Origin of the sequence: Amycolatopsis sp. NPDC024027, assembly GCF_040638975.1 — a bacterium.
In the GTDB taxonomy this organism is placed as follows: Bacteria; Actinomycetota; Actinomycetes; order Mycobacteriales; family Pseudonocardiaceae; genus Amycolatopsis.
Map to the genome: position 1 here is coordinate 56,448 of NZ_JBEZYY010000025.1, position 19,890 is coordinate 76,337.

Consider the following 19,890-nt stretch of genomic DNA (forward strand, 5'->3'; position numbering starts at 1 on the left):
TGGACTCGTCCACTGCTGTGTGACGGACCGGATACACAGGCTACCCGGTCGTGGCCTCGATCAGGGCAGCGGCCCGCCCGCAGCGAGTGCGCAGAGTTTCGTGAACTCCTCACCGTCCAGGCTCGCTCCGCCGACCAGGGCACCGTCGATGTTCTCGCAGGCCACCAGTTCGCCGATGTTGCCCGACTTCACCGATCCCCCGTAGAGCACCCGGACGGACGAAGCCACCTCGTCGCCGTACTTCTCCTGGAGGGTCGCCCGGATGGCCTTGCAGACCTCTTCGGCGTCCGCGGACGAAGCGACCTTGCCGGTACCGATCGCCCAGACCGGCTCGTACGCGACCACCACGCCGGAGACCTGCTCGGCCTTGAGGCCCTTCAGGCCCTCGATCAGCTGCGTCGTGGTGTGGTGGATGTGCTCGCCGGCCTCGCGGACCTCGAGCTTCTCCCCGATGCAGAGGATCGGCGTGATGCCGTGCTTGAGCGCGGCCTTGACCTTCTTGTTGACCAGCTCGTCGGACTCGGCGTGGTATTCGCGCCGTTCCGAGTGCCCGACGGCGACGAACTTGCAGCCCAGCTTCGCCAGCATGACGCCCGAAATGTCCCCGGTGTAGGCGCCGGAGTCGTGCGGCGAGAGGTCCTGCGCGCCGTAGGTGAGCGACAGCTTGTCGCCGTCGACCAGGGTCTGCACGCTGCGGATGTCGGTGAACGGCGGCAGCACCGCCACGTCGACCTTCGCGTAGTACTTCTCCGGCAGCGCGAAGGCGATCTTCTGCACCAGCGCGATGGCCTCGAGGTGGTTCTGGTTCATCTTCCAGTTGCCGGCGATGAACGGCTTGCGTGCCACTAGTTCTTCTCCTCCAGGGCGACCACGCCCGGCAGTTCCTTGCCTTCGAGGTACTCCAGGGAGGCACCGCCGCCGGTGGAGATGTGCGAGAAACCGTCCTCGGGCAGGCCCAGCTGCCGCACCGCGGCCGCCGAGTCACCGCCGCCGACCACGGTGAACGCGTCGCTCTTCACGAGCGCCTCGGCCACGGCACGCGTGCCGCCCGAGAACGCCTCGAACTCGAACACGCCCATCGGGCCGTTCCAGAACACGGTCGCGGCGTCGGCCAGCTTGCCCGCGAACAGTTCACGGGTCTCCGGGCCGATGTCGAGGCCCTCGCGGTCGGCCGGGATCGCGGTCGCGGCGACGACCTCGTGCTCGGCGTCGGCCGCGAAGCCCGTCGCGGCCAGGACGTCCACCGGCAGCACCAGTTCGACGCCGCGCTTCTCGGCCTCGGAGAGGAAGCCCTTCACCTGGTCGAGCTGGTCGGCCTGCAGCAGCGAGTTGCCGACCTCGTGGCCCTGGGCCTTGAGGAAGGTGTACGCCATGCCGCCGCCGATGAGCAGCCGGTCGACCTTGGTCAGCAGGTTCGCGATGACGCCGAGCTTGTCGGACACCTTCGCGCCGCCGAGCACGACCACGTACGGCCGCTTCACGTCGTCGGTCAGCTTCTTCAGCACGTCCAGCTCGGCCAGCACCAGGCCGCCCGCGTACGCCGGGAGCACCGACGCGACCTCGTAGACCGAGGCCTGCTTGCGGTGGACGACGCCGAAGCCGTCGGAGACGAACGCGCCACCCGGGACGAGCGCGCCCAGCTCGGCGGCCAGCTCGGAGCGGTCCACGGCGTCCTTGCTGGTCTCGCGCGCGTCGAAGCGCACGTTCTCCAGCAGGACGACGCCACCGGCGGCCAGGCCGCCGGTCAGCGCCTTGGCGGACTCGCCGACCAGGTCACCGGCCAGCGCGACCTCGGCGCCGAGCAGCTCCGAGAGCCGCTTCGCGACGGGCGCGAGGGTGTACTTCGGGTCCGGCTCGCCCTTCGGGCGGCCGAGGTGCGCGGTGACGACGACCTTCGCGCCCGCGTCGGCGAGCTTCTTGATCGTCGGCAGCGCGGCGCGGACCCGGCCGTCGTCGGTGATGCGGTCCCCGTCGAGCGGGACGTTCAGGTCGCTGCGCACGAGTACGTAGCGGCCCTGAACGCCCTCGCCCAGCAGGTCGTCGAGGTTTTTGACGGTCATCGGTTCAGGAGAGCTTCGAACCGACGAGCTTGACCAGGTCGGCGAGGCGGTTGGAGTAGCCCCACTCGTTGTCGTACCAGCCGACGACCTTGACCTGGTTGCCGATGACCTTGGTCAGCGGCGCGTCGTAGATGCAGGACGCCGGGTCGGTGACGATGTCCGAGGAGACGATCGGGTCCTCGTTGTAGCGCAGGTAGCCCGACAGCGCGCCCTCGGCGGCGGCCTTGTACGCGGCGTTGACCTCTTCGAGGGTCGCGGCCTTGGTCAGGGTGACCGTGAGGTCGGTGGCCGAGCCGGTCGGCACCGGGACGCGCAGCGCGTAACCGTCCAGCTTGCCCTGCAGCTCCGGCAGGACCAGGCCGATGGCTTTCGCGGCACCGGTCGAGGTCGGCACGATGTTCAGCGCGGCGGCGCGGGCGCGGCGCATGTCCTTGTGCGGCGCGTCCTGCAGGTTCTGGTCCTGCGTGTAGGCGTGGATCGTGGTCATCAGGCCCTGCTCGATGCCGAAGGCGTCCTGCAGGACCTTGGCCAGCGGGCCGAGGCAGTTGGTGGTGCAGGAGGCGTTCGAGATGATGTTCTGCGAGCCGTCGTACTTGTCGTCGTTGACGCCCAGCACGATGGTCAGGTCCTCGCCCTTGGCGGGCGCGGAGATGATGACCTTCTTGGCACCGCCGGCGATGTGCGCCTTGGCGGCGTCGGCGTTGGTGAAGAAGCCGGTCGACTCGACCACGACGTCAACGCCCAGGTCGCCCCAGGGCAGGTTGGCCGGGTCGCGCTCGGCGAGGGCCTTGATGGTCTTGCCGTCGACGACGATGCCCTCGTCGCTGACGCTGACCTCACCCGGGAACCGGCCCAGGATGGAGTCGTACTTCAGCAGGTGGGCCATGGTGGCGACGTCGCCGAGGTCGTTGAAGGCGACGACCTCGATGTCGTGGCCGCTGGCCTGCACGGCGCGGAAGAAGTTGCGGCCGATGCGGCCGAAGCCGTTGACACCTACGCGAACGGTCACTGCTGCCACTCCTCTGAGGATCGGCCGGGACCCCCGGCCGTGACTTGCGGGCTCGCGGCCACCCTAGCGTGCGGGCATGCGCGTCCCTGACTGCCCTGACGAGACTTCCACCACTTGGCGAACGGGTCAAGAATCGATTAAGAAGCGAGGGCGTCACCGCGGGTGTTCCGGAGCGGACCACGGCGGACCACCGGCGGCGGGAAATCCCGGTGCCGGGACCGGTTCCGGCTGATCGCGCCGGGTGCGAGTCCGCCGGGTTGAACGCCGGTGTCAAGCCGAAGACCGAGGCTTGACCGATTCAGCCCGAAGTGGGCTCCAGCCGGGCGCGGCAGCGGTCCGCGGGACGGCACGTGAGGTCGATGACTCGACCGATCCAGCGACCCCGGAGGACCCGCCCGGCCGCGGGGATCGCCGCCACGAGGACGGCGGGAACCTCCGGCCGGAGGTTCAGCGGCCACCTGCGGCCGCACCCTCAGCCCGTCAGCTCCCGTTCCAGCGGAGTCCGGAACCGCGGCGTCGCCCGGACCTCGCCGAACCACTCCGCGCACTTCGCCGCCTCCGCTTCCACCATCGCGCGCGTCTCCGCGCCCACGTCCTCCAGCAACCTGACCACCACCTCCCCCGACGCTCGCTGGGCCCAGCCCCCGACCACCCGCCCGGACGCCCACACCGTCGGGCCGACGTTGCCGCTGCGGTCGAACAGGGCCGCGCGGTGCGGGCCGAGGAACCAGTCGCGGTCCTGCCAGCCCATCGGAGTCGGGTCCAGCGCCGGCAGGAACGCCACCCACGGCGGCGGCTCCGGCACCGGGGCCACGTCATCCGCCAGCACGACCCCGGGCACGCCGCCGAGGTCCACCTCCACCGGGGACAACGCCGCCAGCGCCTTCTTCGCCTGGCCCGCCGTCCAGCCCGTCCACCACCTCAGGTCGGACACCGGGGCCGGGCCGTACGCGCGCAGCCACCTCCGGGCCAGCTCCGCCCGGGCCTCGTCCGCGCCCCACGGTGGCAGCCCGCCCGGGAGCCACTCGTCCAGCGGGTGCCAGACGTACTGGGTGCTGAGCCAGCTGCCGCGCGGCCGGCCGCGGACGATCCGGCCGCCCGCCGCCAGCAGGAACAGCACTCGGCTCGTCACGTTGCCGATCGCCTCGTACGGCTTGCCCGCCGCCATCAGCAGCTGCTGGCGCAGGCGGGGTTCGTCCTCGCTCAACTGCTGCGCCGTCGCCGAGCCGCGGGCGCGCAGGGCCGCCTCGACCGACGCCTCGACGTCGGCCAGCCACTTCGCCGGCTCCGGCACGTTCTCCGGGTGCCCCTGCTGCCCGAGGTGCTGCTCGAGGAGTTTCCGCTGCTTCACGAGGATGTCCGCCGAACAGCCCGCCTGCACGAGCGCCGCCGTGTCCAGGTCCGTCACGAACACCGTGCGCCGCATGCCCAGCAACCTCAGCAGTGAACGGTCTTCGTAGAGGGCCCGCTCGACCTCGGAGACCGCCGGTGCCGCGAGGCGGGCGGACGCGGACAGGTGGACGGTCGCCGGGTCGGTGGCGTGCAGCGCGACGACCCCGGCGACGGCGTCCGCCACCGAGGCCGCGGGCGCGGCGAGGTGGTGGCGGACGGCGAGGCGGGCCCGGCGCTGCTCGGCGCTGATCCCAGGACGGCTGATCTTCGGAGGCACCCGCCGTTCTTACCACCGAGCACTGACAAAAACGCCTGGTCGTGCCCGGCGACCAGGCGTTAGCCTCGCGGAATGGTCTCCGGCACGCATTTCGCGGCCTTCGCCGCGCTGACGTTCCTCATGGTCGTGGTCCCCGGGCCGAGCGTGCTGTTCACGATCAGCCGCGCGCTCACCGTCGGGCGGCGTGACGCGCTGCTCACCGTCGTGGGCAACTCCGTGGGCGTGTACACGCAGGTGGTCGCGGTCGCGTTCGGCCTCGGCGCGCTGGTGACGACGTCGGCGGCGGTGTTCACCGCGATCAAGATCGCCGGTGCTAGCTACCTGGTGTACCTGGGGATCCAGGCCGTGCGCCACCGCCGGAGGCTGACCGACGCGATGGCCGCGAAGGTGCGTACCGCACCCGGACGGGTCGGGACCGTGCTGCGCGACGGCTTCGTCGTCGGTTTCGCGAACCCGAAGTCGATCGTGTTCCTGGCGGCCCTGCTGCCCCAGTTCGTCGACCCCGGCGCCGGGTCGGTGCCGGGCCAGATGCTGGTCCTCGGGCTGTGCCTGCCGGCGATCGCGCTGGCCACCGACAGCACGTGGGCGCTGGTCGCCGGCACCGCCCGCGCGTGGTTCGCCCGCTCGCCGAAGCGCCTGGAGCTGGTCGGCGGCACCGGCGGCCTCGTCATGATCGGCCTGGGCACCACCCTCGCCTTCACGGGCCGGGGTGACTGAGCACCAGGTCGAGCAGGCCCGGGAAAGCCGCGTCGAATTCGGGGCGCCGCAAGCGGTTCAGCCGTCGCGGGCCTTCGTCGCGCTGTTCGATCAGGCCCGCCGCGCGCAGCACGGCGAAGTGGTGGCTGCGGGTCGCCTTGGCCACCGGCAGGTCGAACGTGCCGCACGCCTTCGTCCACTCCGGCACGGCGGCCAGCTCGCGCAGGATGCTGCGGCGCACCGGATCGGCGACCGCGGCCAGGGCGTCCTGCAGTGAAACCGCCGCCGGGAGCGCGTGCGTGAGCCCGCGCGCCCGCGCAGTGTTCGATGATTGTCGTACACTCATCTGGTCGACCTCCGTCGAACACTCTAGGAGCAACCGTGCCCCGACACCTCGACGCCACCTTCGGCCCCGACGCGCGCAACCGGCTCGGCGAAGCGGGAAACCCCGGCCGCGAGGGTGCGCTGGCCGCGCTCGAATCGTTCTACTACGCCTTCAACCAGCGCGATCTCGACGCGTTCCGCCGGGTCTGGACGAGTGATCCGCTGGCCCAGCTGAACAACCCGCTCGGCGGCATCCTCCGCGGCGGCGAAGCGATCACCGAGCTGTACGAGCGCGTCTTCCACGGCCCGGCCCGCGTCACCGTCACCTTCGGCGACATCGTCGAGTACTCCGGTGCCGGTCACGCGGTGTTCGCCGGCCGCGAGACCGGCGAGTACCGCGTGACCGAAACCGTCCCCCTGAGCATCCGCACGACGCGGTTCTTCGCCTACGAAGCCGGTCGCTGGGTGCAGGTCCACCACCACGGCAGCATCGACGACGCCGGCGCGCTCGCCGCCTACCAGCGGGCGATCCGCGGCTAGTCCAGTGCCTTCACCAGCTCCGGCCACCACTCGCGCGGCACGCCGCCGAGCGGGACGACGACCTGGTCGGCCCCCGCGGCCCGGTACTCCCGCAGGCGCGCGACGACGGCATCGAAGTCGCCCCATACGGTCAGGCCGTCGACCAGCCGGTCCGACAGGTCCGCGATGTCGGCGTCGGTGAAGCCCATCCGCCGGAAGTTGGCCGCGTAGCCCGGCATCCCGGCCAGGAACTTGAGCGAGCCGGCCCGGGCGACTTCGCGCACCTTGGCCTGGTCGGTCGCCGCGACGACGTTCATCAGCACCGCCAGCTGCCGGCCCGCGCCCAGGATCTCCCGTGCCGAAGCGACGTAGTCCGTGGTCACCAGGTACGGGTAGGCGCCCGCGGCGCGGTCACGTGCCAGCTCGAGCATCCGCGGCCCGAGCGCCGAGAGGATCCGCGCGGCCGGCGGGACGGCCTCCTCGATCTCGTCGAGGTAGTCGTTCAACGCCGCCAGCGGACGGGCCCCGTGCGCGCCGCCGAGGCCGACGACGAACCGCCCGGCCGGCAGCTCCGCGTACGCCGACGCCACGGCAGCCGACGGCACCCGGTCGACCGACAGGATCCCGCTCGCCACCTGGATCCGCGAAGTCCCGCGGACGACCTCGGTGATCCGCGGCAGGTTGTTCCCCTGGCCGCCGGCCAGCCAAAGCGTGGCGTAGCCCAGTTCTTCCAGTTCCGCCGCCGTCTCCACGGCGGCATCGGTGTCCAGCGAGCTGTGTGTGGCCCCCAGCGGCCCCAGTTCTGTCATGCGCCCGGCAACCCCGGAGGCCGCCGGGTTGTTCCCGTCACGCCGTTTGTTCGTCCTGGGCGGAATCGGCATCGGCGTCGGCGGCGGAACCGGCGTCGAGGGCCGCCCGCGTGAACATCCGGGTCGCCGACAGCCGCGCGACGCCGTCCGGCTCGCCCAGGTCGTCCAGGGAGTTGCGGATCGTCGAGTCCACCGACAGGTACTTGCGGCCCGCCCGCAGGTCGGCGTCGTTGCGCAGCCGCACGATGAGCGGGAACTCCGACAGCGCGCCCGCGTCGAACAAGCCCGTCGTGTAGATCAGCTGCACGCCGAGCGCTTCCGCCACCGCCCGCTGCAGCTCCAGCAGGTACCCGGCCGACGCGCGGCCGATCGGGTTGTCCAGGAACAGCACGCCCGAGTGCCGGTTGCGGACCTTGCCGCGGTTGTTGGCCCGCAGCGCCGCCAGGGTGCAGTACAGGATGATCGCCGCGGTCAGCTGCTGGCCGCCCGAAAAGACGTCGCGGATCTCCGAGACGCGCTGGCGTTCGGTCCGCAGCACCGAGTCCGGCTTCAGCATGTCGACGCGGAACCCCTTGGGCGCCGCGGCCCGGACTCCGCGCAGCACCAGGGAAAGCCCGTCGCGCTTGACGTCCCGGCCGTCGGCCGTCTTGCCGACGGCCGCCTCGTCGACGACCTCGCCGAGCTTCTCGGTCAGCGCGTTGTCCTCCAGCTCGGTGAAGCGGATGCGGAGGAACTCCTGCCCGGACCAGTCGCCGAGGCCGTCCGGCAGCCGGGAGACGCGCTGCGCGGACCGCAACGTCCGCAGCGCGCCGTCGACCATGCCCTGCAGGCGGGTGATGATGCCGCCGCGGTGCCGGTCGATCTGGGCGAGGTCGTCGGTGAGCGAACGCAGCCGCGGCCGCAGCGCTTCGGCCCACTCGGCGGCGTGCACCGGGAGCTGGTCGCGCTTGACCGAGATGACCTGCTGCCGCACCGGGGTGCTCAGCTTCTCGAACCGCTTTTCGGTCGCGTACTGCGCGAGCTGGTCCGCGGCCGCGCGCACCCGGCGGTCGCCGGCGTCGGCGGCGTCCTGGGCCTGGTTGAAGGTGGCGTTCAGCCGCGCGTGCTGGGCGCGCGCGGTGTCGACGTCGCCGTCGTAGGCGGCCGCGTCCGTGTCGGTCACCAGGTGGCCCATCGACTCCGCGAGCAGCGCGAAGCCGGAGGCCGAAGTGCGCGCCGAGTCCAGCGTCGCCTCCGCCGCCGCCCGGCGTTCCTGCAGCTCTTCCCACTTGCGCGCGGCGGCCGACGCCTCCAGCCCGGCCGCGTCGATCAGCTCCAGGCCGTGCTCGATGTCCCGCGGTTTCTCGCCATTGACGCCGTTCTGCAGCGGCAGCGCGTCCAGCTCGGCGCGCCGCGTCGAGACGAGCCCGATCGCTTCGGTGCGCTCGTCTTCGAGGCCGTCGACGACCCGGCGGGCGCGGGCCAGCGCGGCCGCCCGCGCCGACGCGTCGGAACCGTCGGGGGTCTCCAGGAGCTCGGCCGCGCGGGCGCGGACGGCCTCGTCCATGGACTCGACGGCCGAGCCCGCGGCGGCTTCGGCGGACTCCGCCTGCTCCAGCTCGCTGCGCAGGTCGCTGCCGACCTCGACCTTCGCGTACGACTCGGACGCCGACAGGTAGGTCCGCCGCAGCGCGTCCACCGGCTCGGACGGCGCCGGGCCGTCCGCGGCGTCGGCCGCCCCGGGCACCTCGGCCAGTTCGGCGCGCGCGGTGCTCGCGGTCCGGCGGTGCCCGTCGGCGGTGCGCTGCTCCTCCCCCGCCTGCTCGCGCAGCCGCGCGGCCTTGCCCGCCGCGTCGGACGCCTGGAGGTCGGCGCGCTCGGCGATCTCGGTGGCGCGCTCGGCCTCTTCGGTCCACTCCGCGATCCGGGCGCTGCGGATGCCCAGCTCGCCGAGCCGCCGCGCCTTCTCCTCCGCCTCGGCGGCGGCCGCCCGCAGCTCGGGGACGCGTTCGCGCAGCGACACCGCCTTTTCGCTCAGCCGCGCGAATTCCGCGTCGGCCTGCGCCAGCGCGGTCCGCGCGGTCTCCCGCACGGTCCGGGCCGCCTGGGCCTGCTCGGCCAGGGTGGCGACGGCCCCGGCCGGGTAGTCCTCGCGCCACGTCGTGAGCTTCCACGTCAACGCGCCGTCCGCGGCCAGCTTGGCGGACAACGCTTCGAGGCGCCGCTGCCGCTCGGTGTGCCGCCGCGCCACGGCTTCCCGCTCGGCGTCGGCGGCTTCTTCGTCGTACATCGCCGGGTTCGGCGGCACGAGGAACTCGACGCCGGGCGCGGCGGGCGCCGGCGCCTGCAGTGCCTCGGTCGTGCCGACGGCGATGATCGCGCTCGGCAGCAGCCGCCGCGTCGTCAGCACCTCGCGGGCGCGATCGGCGTGCGCGGCGTCGTTCAGCAGGACGCCGGACACCAGCTGCGGCAGGCTTTCCAGCACTTCGGCGCGCCGGGAAGCGTCCAGTTTGGACAGGTAACGCCAGCCGGACCACGCGGTGATCCCGGCCTCCTCCAGGGCGTCCAGCGCGGCCTGGACGTCCTCGGGGGGCGGCAGCAGCCCGCCGGACCCCAGCGCGGCCAGTGCCCGCTCGTCGGCGGACTCCTCCATCCGCAGCGCGGTCTGCTCCTTCTCGACGGCCGCGCTCGCCTCGCGCAGCCGTTCCAGCAGCACCGGGAGGTCGCTCTCCAGGTTGACGTCGTCGGCGCCGAGCAGCTCGACCAGCCGGCTTTCGGCGGCGAGGGCGTCGGTCCGGCGGTGTGCGCGGTCGAGGTCCTCGGCGGCGCGTTCCAGGCGGTCCTGCGTGGTGCCCGCGAGCTGGTGCGCCTCGTTCACGGCCCGTTGCGCCGCCTGGAGCTCCGCGCCGACGCGGTCGAGTTCCTGTTCGCGGCGGGTCAGCTCCGCAGCGGCCTGCTCGGCGGCCGAACGCGCGGCCCGCGCAGCTTCGGCGACGTCGGCGCCCGAAGGCAGCAACCCGGCGCGGGCGGCGGCCTGGACTTCTTCGCGCAGCTCGGTGATCCGCGTGGTCAGGCCGCGCGCCTCGGCCCGGCGCGCGGCTGCGAGGTTGGCGGCTTCGTCGCGCTCGGTCTGCGCCTTCTCGGCTTCGGCACGCAACGCGCCCGCGTGCGCTTCGGCCTTGTCGGCCTGCCGCTGGGCGTCCTGCGCCAGCGCGTGCAACCCGCGTGCGAGCGCCGAAGCGGCGTCGTTGCGCGCCTTCAGGGCCGGCCGCGCCTTTTCCTCCCGGCTGCCGACGAGTTCGCGCAGGTCCTTGGCCTTGCGCGCGGCGTTCAGCTGGTTGAGGACCGTCGCCGTCTCGCGCCAGGCCTCCGCCTCGGTCTTCGCCCCGGCCAGCTCGGCGTCGACGCGCTTGCGGGCCTCCTGGGCTTCGTCCAGGCGCAGCACCGCGACCAGGCGGCGCAGTTCCGTGACGGCCGCGGCGAGCCGCCGGTGGTCGCCCTCGGCGAGCTTCTCCGCGGACTTGACCTCGGTGACGTGGTCCTCGAGCCCGGACAGCCGCGCGTTCTCGAGTTCGTTGCGCGCGACGACGCGGCCGGCCAGCTCGGCCATGTCGGCCTTGGCCGACTCCGCGATCTTCCGCGACTCCGCGGCGACGCTCTCTTCGGCGGCCAGCGGCCCCAGCAGGTCGAGCGCACCGGCGACGAAGTCGCGTTCCGACAGCAGATCTCCGCGCTGAGCCAGGTTGTGGGCATACGTCGAAACGACCTCGGCGAGGTCCTTCGGCTCGTCCTCGGAGATCACCGCCTTCAACAGGAACTCGACGAACGCGTCGTCGGTGCCGAAGGCGAACGCGTCCGCCGCTTCGCCTTCGCCCGCGTTCATCGCGCGCTGGTAGCGGAACAGCTCGGTGTCGAGGCCGAGGGAGTCGAGCCGGCCGGTCCACTCGTGGTGACGGCGGGTCCAGGACAGCTCCAGCTCGGGTTCGGCCAGCTGGGCCGCGGTGAGCTTGTCGTGGAAGCCGGACATCGTCAGCAGCCGGCCGTCCTGGGTCATCGGCAGGGAATCGAGCCCCAGCGCGGCGGTCGGGCGGAAGCAGTACCAGGAGTCGACGAGGTTCTCGGAGTCGGCGGACACGACGTGCCCGCGCCATTCGGAGACCTTGCCGGTGATGATCCGGTGCCCGCTCTCGACGTGCAGCCACTCCAGCACGACGTGCGAGACGTCCTTGGCGGCGACGAACTTCTCCAGCACCTTGGTGCTGGTGGTGCCCACGACCTGGCGGCGGCCGGGCAGCATCACCGAGAAGATCAGCTTGATGAGCACGGACTTGCCGCCGCCGTTCTCGAGGAACAGCACGCTCGCGGGGGACGGGCGGCGCAGCTCGGCCGGGCCGGTCGCGTGGATGCCGGCGCTGAACAGCGCGTCCTGCTGCGGCGCGGTGATCTTGGCGCCGACGCCGCTGAAGTCGAGCACGACGTCCTGGTAGCGGGCACCCGCCGGGCCCACCGAATGCAGGCGGACCCGCGAAAGCTCGTACATCGATTCCCCTCTACAGCGTGTCTGTCTCTACAGCGTGTCGGACGCCGCCGCGCGCAGCGTGCCCCCGGCGGTCGCGACGGCCACGACGTCAAGCGCGAGCAAGTCGTCGAAGGCGGCGTCGGCGGCGAGTTCGCGGACCTGGATCTGGTAGCGCGGCGTGGTCCGGTAGGTGCCGCCCTGCTCGTCGCTCACCGGGACCAGGAAGCCCTGGTCGGCGAGGAACCGCAGGGCGCGGGAGACCATGCCGCGGGTGGTGTCGGCGGCGAGGCGGCCGTCCTTGGTGGCCGCGGCCGCGGGACGGCGGGTGTAGGCGCGCCAGGCCTGTTCGAGCTCGGGCGCGTCGGCCAGGGGGTCGTTGTTGGCCTCGGCCGCCGCGGCGCGCTCGTCGAGCATCCGGGCGGCTTCGCGGACCATCGCGTCGACCTGCTCGACGCTGACGCGGCCGATGTAGGTGTCGTTGGCGAGGTCGTCCGGGCGCGGGTAGCCGAGCGCGGCGGTGGCCAGGTGGATCAGGCCGTGCAGCACCTTCTCGGTCTCGCGGCGCTCGCGGATCTTGGCCTGCCGGGCGTAGGAGTCCATCTTGATCTCGAAGACGGATTCGTCGGTGGCCGCGAGGACCGCACCGGCCTGCTGGTTGACCTCGAGCACCATCAGGCCGAGCCCGGCGGCGACGGCGTGGGTGAGCGCTTTGAACGCGTTGTCCTCGCCGTAGCGGCGGACGAGGTCGCCGTAGACGACGTCGCGCGCGGGCAGCTGCTTCGGCCGCATGCCGAAGGCGACCAGCCGGGCCGCGGCCTCGGCGTCCACGCTGCTGTGGGACAGCGCCATGTCAGGCGACCTCCTCGGTTTCTTCTTCGTCGGCGCGCTCGACGACGGCGGTGGACAGCAGCAGGTCGGCGCCGCCGAAGTCCGGGTCGTCCAGGAGCGTGCCGTCGTCGACGGCCACCAGCACCTGCCGGTCGCCCTGGCGCCGCGCGGCGCCGACCCCGGGACTGTAGGCGTGGACCGCGCGCAGCGCGACCAGGGCCGGGAGGCCGGGTTGGCGGCTGCGGCGGGCTTCTTCGAGCAGGCCCGACAGCCGGCGCGGCACTTCGGGCAGGTCGAGGAGTTCGTCGGCGGCGCGCCAGACGTCGTCGCCGAACTTGTCGGTGACCTCGGCGGGCATCAGCTCGGGTTCGGGGATCTCCCCGACCAGCTGGTCACGTTCCGGGGCCGGCCGCAGCAGCAGCGAGACGAGCGACGACAGGGACGGCACGACCGGGGCGGAGATGCCCGCGACGGCGTGGAAGAAGTGCTCGACCGGCGCGACCGCGTCGGCCAGCGGCAGGCCCAGGGTGGGCACGAGGAGCTGGCCGAAGAGATCCAGGGTCGCGCGCTGGGGCGGGCCGGAGAACTGCTGGCGGTCCTGCTCGGCGCGGAAGACCGCGCCCGCGTCGGCGAGCCGGGACTGCAGGCGCGTGTGCCGCCGGATGCAGTCGCCGACGATGTCGACGAGCTCGGCCGCGCGGCGCTTGCGGTCGAGGTCTTCGGTCTCGTCGCGGGCGGTGGTGATGTTCTTGAGGATGGCGTTCTCGGCGCGGAACCGGGCCTCGATGTGGCTGAGCGCGCTGTCGAGCAGCTCCGGAACCTCGCGTTCCCAGTCGACCGAGCGGACGTCACGGCGGGTCGCGTCGAGCTTCGCGCGCAGGGTCTCGCCGTACTGGACGGTCCGGTAGCGGGCCTGCTCGGCGGCCAGCTTCGCGTCGGCCAAACGACCCCGCGCAATCAGGTTCTCCAGCTTGACCTCGGCGGCGATCTGCGCGGACTCGACGTCGGTGTCCAGCGCGCCGACGAGGACGTTGATCGCCTCGTCGGTGGCGCGCAGGTAGACCTCGCCGTCGCGGGCGGCCAGCTCGACGAGCAGCTTGAAGTCGAACTGGCGCCGCTGGTAGCCGCCCGGTCCCATGGAGCCGTAGACGCGCCGGAAGCCGCGTTCGGTGGTGCCGACGTTGATCAGGTTGTCGAGGACCCACTTCGCCACGCGGACGTGCTCCTCGGGCATCCGCGACGGCGCCTGCTGGGCGATGAACGGCAGCAGCCGGTCGATGACCTCGTCGTGCCCGGCGCCGGTGTCGAAGTCCATCGCGATGGTGACCTGGTCGATCGTGTGCAGCGCGATCTCGGCCATCTGGTAGACCGTGGCGTCGGCCCAGTCGAGCTTCGCCTTGCGCGCGTCCAGGTCGTGCAGCGGCGCGGTGCAGGCCAGCGCCTTGAGGCGGCGCGTCAGCCCCTCGTCGGCCAGTCCCATCGCGGCCCTGTCGTCGTCTCGCACAGCAGGCCAGGCTAGTCGGCCACCCTCTGCGCACGCGCGGGTGACAGGCTAACGTCCCCCGCATGCGTGAGATGAGCCGTGACGAGTGGTGGAAGTTCGCGTCCGAAGGCACCCGGACCGGCATGTTGGGCCTGGTCAGGGCCAACGGCGCCCCGATCGTGACGCCGATCTGGTTCCTGCTGAACGAAGGCCCGGACGGTGACGAGCTGATCTTCACCACCGGCACCGAGACGCTCAAGGGCAAGGCCATCGCCCGCGACGGGCGCATCTCGCTGGCCGTCGACGACCAGAAGCCGCCGTTCTCCTACGTCCAGTTCACCGCCGAGGCGCGGCTGACCCACGACCTCGACGACATGCTCGAGTGGGCGACGAAGCTGGGCGGCCGGTACATGGGTGACGAGCAGGCCGAGGCCTACGGCAAGCGCAACGCCGTCCCGGAGGAATCCCTCGTCCGGGCGAAGATCACCAAGGTGATCGCGCGGGCCGACATCGCCGGCTGACCCCGGTTCGCTGGTAATCTGCCCCCGGGGGTGGGGGGTATGCCTTCAGGGGACAGACGCGACGCCGTCCAGGCGATCGTCAACGCGGGCCAGCGGGAACTGGTGGCCGAGCTGGAACGCCTCGACGGCGGTGCGCGCTTCGGCCGCTCCGGCCGCACGCGGCGGCTGGAGAACGGTGACGTCTTCGAACGCGCCGTCGTCAGCGCGGCCTTCTCGGACGAGTTCTTCACGGCCGGGCTGTCGGTCGTGCTCCACCCGCGCAACCCGTACGTCCCTGCGTTCCAGGCCCACTTCCGCTACCGCGAAACCGCGGACGCGTGGTGGTTCGGCGGCAGCGTCGACCTCCTGCCGTGCTACGGCTTCGCCTCGGACGCGACGCACTTCCACCGCGTCCTGAAGAACCACTGCGACACGCTCGACCCGGCGTTCCACGCGCAGGCGAAGCGGGCGTGCGACGACCGCTTCCGGCTCCCGCACCGCGACGAAGCCCGCGGCATCGGCGGCATCCTCTTCGACCACCTGCGCCTGCCCGGCCCGGACGGCTGGCGGCGCTCGGCGGCGTTCACGGCGGCGGGCATCGCCGCGATCGTCCCGGCGTACGTCCCCATCGTGCGGCGCCGCAAGGACCTGCCGCACGGCGAGCGCGAACGGCAGTGGCAGCTCTACCGCCGCGGCCGGTACGTGGAGTTCACGCTGGTCCACGACGCGGCGAACGCGGTGCAGGCCGACGCCGAAGCGATCCTCTCGGCGCTGCCGCCGCTGGCGCGGTGGGAAGCGGAGTTCACGCCCGAGCCGGGGAGCGCGGAGGCGGAGCTGGCGTCGTTCCTGGTTCCGCGCGACTGGGCGGCCGAAACCCCGGTGACGGCAGGCTGACGTGCAGTGAATGACTCATTCCTGGCGTCTGGCGCCAGGAATGAGTCATTCACTGCGGAGGAGTGACCCGCTGAGCGGGAAACCCTTGGCACGGTGGGTAACCCATCGTGTCGAGTATTGACAGGGCCCGCTCGGAGGGTGTGAGATCTGTCCCATAGATAGGAAACTTTCCTAACTATTGCCGCCGGTGGTCCGCCGACCCATTCCGCCCCGGTCACCCCCTGTCCCCCGACAACGCAGGAGGCTCCCAGTGGCACCCCGTCCACCGTGGCGTGCGGTACTGGCCGGTACCGCGGTCGCGGCGCTCGGCCTCACCGCGGTCAGCCCGGTAAACGCTTTCGCCGCGGACACCGACTACGAGTCCGAGAACGCCACCATCGTCCAGGGCGCGGTCGAATCGAACCACGCCGGCTACTCAGGCACCGGGTTCGTCAACTTCGACAACGTCGTAGGCAGCTACGTCGAATACTCCGTGAACGCGGCCCAGGCGGGCACGCACACGCTGACCTTCCGCTACGCCAACGGAACCGCCGACAACCGGCCGGTCAAGCTGACCGTCGACGGCGGCGACAAGGGCACCGTCGACTTCCCCGCCACCGGCGCGTGGACGACCTGGAAGACCGTCACTGCGACCGTGCAGCTGACCGCGGGTGTGAACAGGGTCCGGACCACCGCGACCACGGCCAACGGCGGCCCGAACGCCGACAAGCTCACCGACACCTTCACCGCGCCGGTGGACCCCGAGCCGCCGACGCCGCCGACGAACCTCAAGGCGAGCAACATCCTCCCCACCGCGGCCACCTTCTCCTGGACCGCCGCGACGGACAACGTCGGCGTCGTCCGCTACGAGATCAACCGCGGCGGCAACATCCTCAAGACCGTCGACGGGAACACCACGAGCGCCACCGTGGACAACCTGACCCCGAACACGGCCTACGACATCTCCGTCGGCGCGTACGACGCGGCCGGCAACCCCTCGCAGCAAAGCAACGTGGTCACCTTCACCACGCCACCGAGCAACGACACGACCCCGCCCAGCGTGCCGGGCAACCTGCGCTCCACGGGCGTCACCGCGAACAGCGTCTCCCTGGCGTGGAACGCTTCCACGGACAACAGCGGCACCATCTCGGGCTACGACGTCTACCAGGGCGCCACCAAGGTGGCGACGACGACGTCACTGAGCACGACGATCACGAACCTGAACCCGAACACGTCCTACACCTTCACGGTCAAGGCGCGTGACCCCGACGGCAACACCTCGGCCGCCAGCAACGCCGTCACCGCGAAGACCAGCGCTCCGGGCGGCGCCGGAGGCATCCCGGAGTACGACAAGGACATCGCGAAGGTCGACCTCGGCTGGTCGGTGGACTTCCTCCCGAACGGCAACGCCCTGGTGACCGAGCGGGACCGCTTCGAGGTCCTGCTGGTGACGCCGTCCGGCCAGAAGACCACCCTGGGCAAGGTTCCGGGCGCGGTGGGCACCAACGGCGAAGGCGGCCTCCTCGGCCTGGCGATCTCGCCGAACTGGGCGTCCGACCACGCGATCTACCTCTACCACACCGCGTCCGGCGACAACCGGATCGTGAAGATGACCTACGACGGCAGCACGCTGTCGTCGACGTCGACGCCGGTGCTGACCGGGATCGCGAAGAACCGCTACCACAACGGCGGCCGGATCAAGTTCGGTCCCGACGGCAAGCTGTACGCCACCGTCGGCGACGCCAAGAACAGCGACAACGCGCAGAACAAGAGCTCGCTCAACGGGAAGATCCTGCGGCTCGGCCCCGACGGCTCGGCCCCGAGCGACAACCCGTTCTACGCCACCGGCGGCAACGCCCGGTACGTCTGGAGCTACGGCCACCGCAACCCGCAGGGCCTGGCCTGGGACTCCCGCGGCCAGCTGTGGGCGGCGGAGTTCGGCGAGAGCAGCCAGGACGAGCTCAACCTGATCCAGAAGGGCGGCAACTTCGGCTGGCCCAGCTGCGAAGGCACGCAGGGCAGCTGCAGCGGCTACATCGCCCCGAAGAAGACCTGGTCGACGTCACAGGCCGGGCCGAGCGGGGTGGAGATCGTCAACGACTGGATCTACATCGCCGGCGTCACCGGTGAGCAGCTGTTCGCCACGCAGATCAACGCCGCGGGCACCGGCGTCGGCACGGTGTCGACGCTGTTCTCCGGCCGCTGGGGCCGGCTGCGCTCGGTCACCAAGACCCCGGACGGCGGGCTCTGGCTGACCTCGACGAACAACGACAAGAACGGCGGCACGCCGTCGGTGCTGGACAACGTGATCGTCCGGCTGAAGTTCCCGGGCGGCAGCACGCCCGGCGGCTTCAAGCTGACCAGCTCCGCCTTCGCCGACAACGCCACCATCCCGGACAAGTACACCTGCGCCGGGGACGGCACGGCGGGCCAGGACCCGTCGCCGCCGCTCGCGTGGGGCGAGTCCACGGGTGCGAAGGGCTACGCCGTCGTGTTCGCCGACGTCGCCAACAGCGGCAACAAGCTGCACTGGGCGATCTGGGACGTCCCGGCGGCCACGAAGTCGCTGCCGGAAGGCCTCGGCGCGGGCTACACCGTGCCCGACCAGGGTGGCGCGAAACAGAAGGCGATGGGCAGCGGGGCGAACGCGCAGAAGTTCTTCGGCCCCTGCCCGGGCGGCTCGAGCCACCCGTACACGTTCACGCTCTACGCCCTGAACACCGCCACGGTCCCCGGCCTGACGTCGTCCTCGACGATGGCCCAGATCGAAACGGCGATCAAGGGCGCGTCGACGGCGAACGTGGTGCTGCGCGGCAAGTCCAGCGCCGCCGCCTAGAAGCCGCGGCAGGGGTGACCGGAGCGGCGCCGGTCACCCCTGCCGCCCTGGGCCTCAGCCCGGCTCGGAAATCCGGCGCAGGTGGGCGTCGACGTCGAAGCCGTGTTCCTCCAGCCGGCGGCGGGCCAGCAGGAGCTCGTCGGGGGTGAACAGCTCGGCGTACTCCTCGCGGAGCATGACCGCCTCGGAGCTGCGGCCGAGCTGGTTCTTCTCCCAGAGCACGGTGAACCCGCCCGCGGTGCCGGCCCCGCGCAGCAGCAGCCGGGCCGCTTCGACGCCGCCGTGCTCGCGCACCATGCGTTCGAACTGGGCGGGCCGGTAGCCGTAATCCTTGGCCAGGACCCGGCAGCCGTCGAGCAGGTCCTCGGTGAACCGCGCGGCGAGCCGGGGATCGGCCGGGATGGATGCGGCTGGTTCGGGCATGGGGCAACCTCTCGACGGGACGGCTTCCCAGATTAATCGCGAACCGGAGCGTTTTCGCTACGCCATTCGAGCAACGAATTCGCGAAGAGCACTCTCCGTGTCGACAGAAGCGCGCAGAAGCGGGCAAAAGCGACAAACCGAAACTGTGGGTGGTCTCTGCCATGCTGGCCGGCATGCGAACCGTGGTCCACGGCGACGTTCACGTCCACTATGGACAGATCTACGTCCACGACGAGGAGGGGGAGCCGTTCGAGGGTGACCTGGCGGCGTGCTTCGCCGGACAGCGCAACGGGCTGTGCGGCGCCGCCGTGCCCGGCCACCTGTTCCTCATCACCGGGCTGCACACCGGCGAAGTCGGCTTCACCGCCGAGGTGCACGAGGCCGAGCCGCCGGACAGCGGCGCGGAAGACGTCGTCGAGGCCTCCTTCCACGCCGAGGGCCGGACTGTCCTGGTCACCTGGGGCGGCTCGGATTGGTGGGACCTCGAGCTGACGCCGGGCGACTACCGCGTCCGCTACGGCGGCACGGCGATGGACGCGGGCCGTGATCGCGACACCCGCCTCGACGGCGAGCCCCGGCTGGACAGCTACCTGCTGCAGTTCTGGCCCGCGCCGGCGGCTCCGGACGTCGTCATCCGCGAATCGAGCGCGATCGCGGCCTACTGGCACGGTTTCGCGCGGGATCTGCCCCCGCCGCCGACCGACGAGGAGCTCGCCGCCCGGTGGGCGGCGCGGTGCCGGGCCGAGGAAGAGGCCCGCGCGAAGGCCCGGCACGAGCAGCTGCTTCGCGAGTGGGGTGGCGTGCTGCCGGCCTCGCCGGTCCTCGAGCTGCCGCCAGGTTCGCTGCGGGAGTTCGCCAAGCTCGACCGCGACCTGGTGGGGGCGGCGGTCGCCGCGGGGCCGGAGCTCTGCCGCGCGCTCGCCCGGCGGGTGGCCCACCTCGCGTTCGCGCGCGCCCGGCTCGACGGCGTCGGCTGGATCGCCGACGGCCTGCGCGCCCTCGACGAGGGCATTCCGCTGCCCCCGCCGTTCGACGACTGGACCGCGGCGTGGGACCGGCTCCTGTCGGACCCGGAAGTTCCGAACACGCTGGTGCGCACGCCGGACGGACGGCACGACAACGCGTTGCAGCAGGCCATGGCGTTCCCGGCGATCTTCGCCGCGGCGCGCGAAGATGTCTCGGAGGCGCTGGGCGGCGCGCTGTCGGCGGCGGAGGTCACCTACGGCGACGACCGGCCGCGGTTCTTGGCGGAGGTGCGTGCCGCCTTGGCCGAGCTGAGCGGGAGCGGCTGAACCGGCGGCGGCTGCGGTCCGCGCGGCAATGGCCGGACCGACCCGGCCCGGCGCCCTGATCCCGCCGGGCC

The 19,890-nt window shown here is 71.9% G+C and carries 16 protein-coding genes; 6 read left to right on the forward strand and 10 right to left on the reverse strand.

Features of this window, described 5'->3' with window-relative positions:
- Positions 1–60: 60 nt before the first annotated feature.
- The 4 genes from tpiA to AB0F52_RS42135 form a co-directional block, all read right to left on the reverse strand.
- Positions 61–846, reverse strand: coding sequence for a triose-phosphate isomerase (gene tpiA / locus AB0F52_RS42120; protein WP_360183396.1), 786 nt, complete (start codon positions 844–846; stop codon positions 61–63).
- Positions 846–2,060: a phosphoglycerate kinase gene (locus AB0F52_RS42125; protein ID WP_360183398.1), complete on the reverse strand. Its 1,215-nt coding sequence runs from the start codon at positions 2,058–2,060 to the stop codon at positions 846–848. Before AB0F52_RS42125 ends, tpiA begins: the two co-directional genes overlap by 1 nt.
- A gap of 4 nt (positions 2,061–2,064) precedes the next feature.
- Positions 2,065–3,069 carry a type I glyceraldehyde-3-phosphate dehydrogenase gene (gap, locus tag AB0F52_RS42130; protein ID WP_103336099.1) on the reverse strand — a complete coding sequence of 335 codons (1,005 nt, stop codon included), beginning with the start codon at positions 3,067–3,069 and terminating at the stop codon, positions 2,065–2,067.
- 472 nt (positions 3,070–3,541) lie between these two features.
- Entirely contained in the window at positions 3,542–4,738 is a 1,197-nt protein-coding gene (locus AB0F52_RS42135; protein WP_360183400.1) for a winged helix DNA-binding domain-containing protein, read from the reverse strand.
- A gap of 72 nt (positions 4,739–4,810) precedes the next feature.
- On the opposite strand from AB0F52_RS42135, the gene AB0F52_RS42140 reads away from it, so the two are divergent.
- A complete protein-coding gene (locus AB0F52_RS42140; protein ID WP_360183402.1) occupies positions 4,811–5,455 on the forward strand; it encodes a LysE family translocator in 645 nt (214 codons plus the stop codon).
- On the opposite strand, the gene AB0F52_RS42145 is transcribed toward AB0F52_RS42140, so the two are convergent.
- Entirely contained in the window at positions 5,436–5,780 is a 345-nt protein-coding gene (locus AB0F52_RS42145) for a helix-turn-helix domain-containing protein (protein WP_103336278.1), read from the reverse strand. The two genes, AB0F52_RS42140 and AB0F52_RS42145, sit on opposite strands and share 20 nt — an antisense overlap.
- Before the next feature lie 35 nt (positions 5,781–5,815).
- Here AB0F52_RS42145 and AB0F52_RS42150 point away from each other — a divergent pair, with 35 nt between their 5' ends.
- Entirely contained in the window at positions 5,816–6,298 is a 483-nt protein-coding gene (locus AB0F52_RS42150) for a nuclear transport factor 2 family protein (protein ID WP_360183404.1), read from the forward strand.
- Here the strand turns inward: AB0F52_RS42150 and AB0F52_RS42155 are convergent.
- The 4 genes from AB0F52_RS42155 to AB0F52_RS42170 are packed head-to-tail and all read right to left on the reverse strand — an operon-like array spanning position 6,295 to position 13,892.
- The gene (locus AB0F52_RS42155; RefSeq protein WP_360183406.1) at positions 6,295–7,086 is read right to left on the reverse strand and encodes a TIGR03620 family F420-dependent LLM class oxidoreductase; all 792 of its coding nucleotides are present in this window, start codon (positions 7,084–7,086) and stop codon (positions 6,295–6,297) included. The genes AB0F52_RS42150 and AB0F52_RS42155 overlap by 4 nt on opposite strands.
- 37 nt (positions 7,087–7,123) lie before the next feature.
- A complete protein-coding gene (locus tag AB0F52_RS42160; RefSeq protein ID WP_360183408.1) occupies positions 7,124–11,605 on the reverse strand; it encodes a hypothetical protein in 4,482 nt (1,493 codons plus the stop codon).
- 27 nt (positions 11,606–11,632) lie between these two features.
- Positions 11,633–12,433 (reverse strand): hypothetical protein, encoded by an 801-nt coding sequence (locus tag AB0F52_RS42165; protein ID WP_043788290.1) that lies wholly within the window; start codon positions 12,431–12,433, stop codon positions 11,633–11,635.
- 1 nt (position 12,434) lies between these two features.
- Entirely contained in the window at positions 12,435–13,892 is a 1,458-nt protein-coding gene (locus tag AB0F52_RS42170) for a hypothetical protein (RefSeq protein WP_360183533.1), read from the reverse strand.
- A gap of 86 nt (positions 13,893–13,978) precedes the next feature.
- On the opposite strand from AB0F52_RS42170, the gene AB0F52_RS42175 reads away from it, so the two are divergent.
- The 3 genes from AB0F52_RS42175 (at position 13,979) to AB0F52_RS42185 (ending at position 18,104) form a co-directional block, all read left to right on the forward strand.
- Entirely contained in the window at positions 13,979–14,416 is a 438-nt protein-coding gene (locus AB0F52_RS42175; RefSeq protein WP_360183410.1) for a PPOX class F420-dependent oxidoreductase, read from the forward strand.
- A 39-nt stretch (positions 14,417–14,455) separates the two neighbouring features.
- Positions 14,456–15,289, forward strand: a complete 834-nt coding sequence (locus AB0F52_RS42180) for a coproporphyrinogen III oxidase (protein WP_360183412.1) — start codon at positions 14,456–14,458, stop codon at positions 15,287–15,289.
- Positions 15,290–15,539: 250 nt separating this feature from the next.
- Positions 15,540–18,104, forward strand: a complete 2,565-nt coding sequence (locus AB0F52_RS42185; protein WP_360183414.1) for a PQQ-dependent sugar dehydrogenase — start codon at positions 15,540–15,542, stop codon at positions 18,102–18,104.
- A gap of 54 nt (positions 18,105–18,158) precedes the next feature.
- Here AB0F52_RS42185 and AB0F52_RS42190 read toward each other — a convergent pair whose 3' ends face one another.
- A complete protein-coding gene (locus tag AB0F52_RS42190; RefSeq protein ID WP_013224654.1) occupies positions 18,159–18,527 on the reverse strand; it encodes a hypothetical protein in 369 nt (122 codons plus the stop codon).
- 173 nt (positions 18,528–18,700) lie between these two features.
- Between AB0F52_RS42190 and AB0F52_RS42195 the strand changes: the two genes are divergently transcribed.
- Positions 18,701–19,819 carry a hypothetical protein gene (locus AB0F52_RS42195; RefSeq protein ID WP_360183416.1) on the forward strand — a complete coding sequence of 373 codons (1,119 nt, stop codon included), beginning with the start codon at positions 18,701–18,703 and terminating at the stop codon, positions 19,817–19,819.
- The last annotated feature ends 71 nt before the right edge of the window (positions 19,820–19,890 follow it).

Coding starts and splice junctions, on each gene's coding strand:
- AB0F52_RS42165 (WP_043788290.1), bottom strand. CDS start 12,433: ATGGCGCTGTCCCACAGCAGCGTGGACGCCGAGGCCGCGGCCCGGCTG.
- AB0F52_RS42195 (WP_360183416.1), top strand. CDS start 18,701: ATGCGAACCGTGGTCCACGGCGACGTTCACGTCCACTATGGACAGATC.
- AB0F52_RS42140 (WP_360183402.1), top strand. CDS start 4,811: ATGGTCTCCGGCACGCATTTCGCGGCCTTCGCCGCGCTGACGTTCCTC.
- AB0F52_RS42155 (WP_360183406.1), bottom strand. CDS start 7,086: ATGACAGAACTGGGGCCGCTGGGGGCCACACACAGCTCGCTGGACACC.
- AB0F52_RS42160 (WP_360183408.1), bottom strand. CDS start 11,605: ATGTACGAGCTTTCGCGGGTCCGCCTGCATTCGGTGGGCCCGGCGGGT.
- AB0F52_RS42180 (WP_360183412.1), top strand. CDS start 14,456: ATGCCTTCAGGGGACAGACGCGACGCCGTCCAGGCGATCGTCAACGCG.
- AB0F52_RS42190 (WP_013224654.1), bottom strand. CDS start 18,527: ATGCCCGAACCAGCCGCATCCATCCCGGCCGATCCCCGGCTCGCCGCG.
- AB0F52_RS42170 (WP_360183533.1), bottom strand. CDS start 13,892: ATGGGACTGGCCGACGAGGGGCTGACGCGCCGCCTCAAGGCGCTGGCC.
- AB0F52_RS42175 (WP_360183410.1), top strand. CDS start 13,979: ATGCGTGAGATGAGCCGTGACGAGTGGTGGAAGTTCGCGTCCGAAGGC.
- AB0F52_RS42145 (WP_103336278.1), bottom strand. CDS start 5,780: ATGAGTGTACGACAATCATCGAACACTGCGCGGGCGCGCGGGCTCACG.
- AB0F52_RS42125 (WP_360183398.1), bottom strand. CDS start 2,060: ATGACCGTCAAAAACCTCGACGACCTGCTGGGCGAGGGCGTTCAGGGC.